Annotated in this window: 3 protein-coding genes; all 3 read right to left on the bottom strand. The window is 62.9% G+C overall.

Annotated elements, in window-relative coordinates; translation table 11 throughout:
• Window positions 1-9: 9 nt before the first annotated feature.
• Window positions 10-792, bottom strand: coding sequence for a Crp/Fnr family transcriptional regulator (locus IBX54_RS14715; protein ID WP_296543400.1), 783 nt, complete (start codon window positions 790-792; stop codon window positions 10-12).
• Window positions 793-949: 157 nt separating this feature from the next.
• Entirely contained in the window at window positions 950-1,681 is a 732-nt protein-coding gene (locus tag IBX54_RS14710) for a response regulator transcription factor (protein ID WP_296543399.1), read from the bottom strand.
• The coding region (locus tag IBX54_RS14705; RefSeq protein WP_367141853.1) for a sensor histidine kinase at window positions 1,678-2,100 on the bottom strand (423 nt) is incomplete at its 5' end. The genes IBX54_RS14705 and IBX54_RS14710, both read right to left, overlap by 4 nt.

Below are 2,100 nucleotides of genomic sequence, written 5' to 3'. Positions count from 1 at the left end.
CCAGGGCCGCTACCTCTCGAAATTGCACAGGGCATCGTGCGACAGAATGTTGACTTCACGAAAATCGACGGTAATGATGCCCTCCTGCACCAGTGCCGAGAACGCCCGGCTCACTGTCTCCACCGTCACGCTCAGATGGTGGCCGATGTCGCGCCGCGTCATGGGCAAAATGAAGCAGTTGGGCGAATAGCCCAGCTCGGCAAAGCGCTGCGACATGGTCTGCAGAAAGCGCGCCACCCGCGCTTCGGACTTGACCGAGCGCGTCAGGGAATAGGCCTGCTGCTCCTGCGTGATCTCGCGGCTGCTGGCCCAATAGGCCATGTGCTCCAGATGGTTGTTGCTGCCTGAGGTAAACAAGTCAGAGGCCGGAATGCGGATCAAATCGCAATCGGTCAGGGCCACCACATCGCTCATGTAGCTGTGCTTGTAAATGCCGTCAAAACCCAGCAAATTGCCTTTCATGGGAAACGACAGCACATGCATGCCGCCATCGGCATTCGTGATCGAGCTCCTGAGCGTGCCCAAGCGCACCACGTACAGGCCGTCGAACGGCTGGCCCATGGTGAGCGCAGACTGACCGGCTTTCAGACGACGACGCCGAAACAACTCGGCATCAACGCCGTCGTGCAGGTGGTCCTCGTATTGCAACAGGCCTTGCAATTCCTGCAAGGTGGACCAGCGCTCGTCGCTTTCGAGCCTCAAGGCAGGGTGGCGCCGGCTGGATTGCCAGGGCACCGTGGTTGCAGTGGCTGCTGTGGCTGCTGTGGTCGGCAAGGTCTGTGCGTGCATCATGGTAAGCCTCTCTTAGTTGTTGCCAGGTGACCGTGCCCAATGGGCATCACGGCCAACCCTTGCTGATAACTTTAGGCTGACCGGACGGTGCCGTCTGTAGGGAGAGTTTGATTGCACACGCCAGCAATCGTTGACGCTTGAAGTGTTGGGGACAGAGCTAAATACCTGCCCCGTAAGCTTGAAGTGTTGGGGACAGAGCTGAAGGTCTGTCCCGCAAGGTATCAGTATCGCTGCGGTGGCCACCCTTGGTCGCGGAGTCATCCGCGTCAATGAGTTTGTAGCGCACAGCCAGCCGCACCAGGCTGGGCACATCGGCCACATCGAGCTTTTTCATCAGGCGGCTGCGGTAGGTGGCCACGGTCTTGGGCGACAGATGCAGCGTCGCGCCAATGGCCGCGCTGGACTGGCCTTCAACCACCATCAAGATAATTTGCCGCTCGCGCGGCGACAACAGGCTCAGCGGGTCGGCGTCCTGCTCGGTCAGGGCCTCCAGCGCCAGGCCGGCCACGTCGGCACCGAGGTACTTCTTGCCTTTTACCGCAGCGTCGATGGCGGCCATGAGCTCACTCGCCGGCGAGCCCTTGAGCACATAGGCGCTGGCACCCAGGCGCAGTGCCTCGGCCACCTGGTGGGGTTGTGCCGACATGGTCAATACCACCGTGCGAACCGGCAGGGCGCGCCGCTGCACCTCGGTCTGCAGCTCCAAGCCCGAGCGCCCGCCCAGGTTCAGGTCGAGCAGCAGCACTTCGGGGTGCAGGCGCAAGAGGTCGGCGAGCGCCTGGGTCGGCTCGGACGACTCGCCAATCACCATGTGGCCACGCGCCTCCAGCATTGCGCGCAGACCATCGCGCATGATTTGATGGTCGTCCACCAGGTAAAGGGTGGTCATGACAGGCACTGCCAGTGAAAGGTAACGCGGGTGCCGCCGACCTTGACGTTCTTGCAGGTCACGCTGGCACCCACCGCCTGGGCGCGCTCCTGCATGCCCAGAATGCCAAGATGCCCTGCGCTCAGCCCGGCGCCCTCGGGCAGCCCGACACCATTGTCGATAAGGGTGAGGTGCAGCGACAGGGCGCCGCCCGAGAGGTCAACCACGATGGCGTTCGCCCCTGAGTGGCGCAGCGCGTTTTCGACCGCCTCGCGCACCACCATGAAGGCCGCGTACTCAACCTCGGCTGGCCAGCGCATGACTTCCAGGTTGGGCGGCACATTGATGGTGATGTCAACCTGGGGCACCGCCAGCGCGCGGTTGCGCAGCTCGTTGTCGAGCGCCACGCTGAGCCCCTGCTCTTCGAGCAAGGGCGGGCG

The organism is Rhodoferax sp. (genome assembly GCF_014859475.1).
Taxonomy (GTDB): domain Bacteria; phylum Pseudomonadota; class Gammaproteobacteria; order Burkholderiales; family Burkholderiaceae_C; genus Rhodoferax.
The sequence above is the reverse complement of the archived record's forward strand: the minus strand, read 5'-3'. Positions and strand labels throughout refer to the sequence as shown.

What these genes read in the sequence shown, in the direction of transcription:
- IBX54_RS14715 (WP_296543400.1), bottom strand. Translation starts at nt 792, where the DNA reads ATGATGCACGCACAGACCTTGCCGACCACAGCAGCCACAGCAGCCACT.
- IBX54_RS14710 (WP_296543399.1), bottom strand. Translation starts at nt 1,681, where the DNA reads ATGACCACCCTTTACCTGGTGGACGACCATCAAATCATGCGCGATGGT.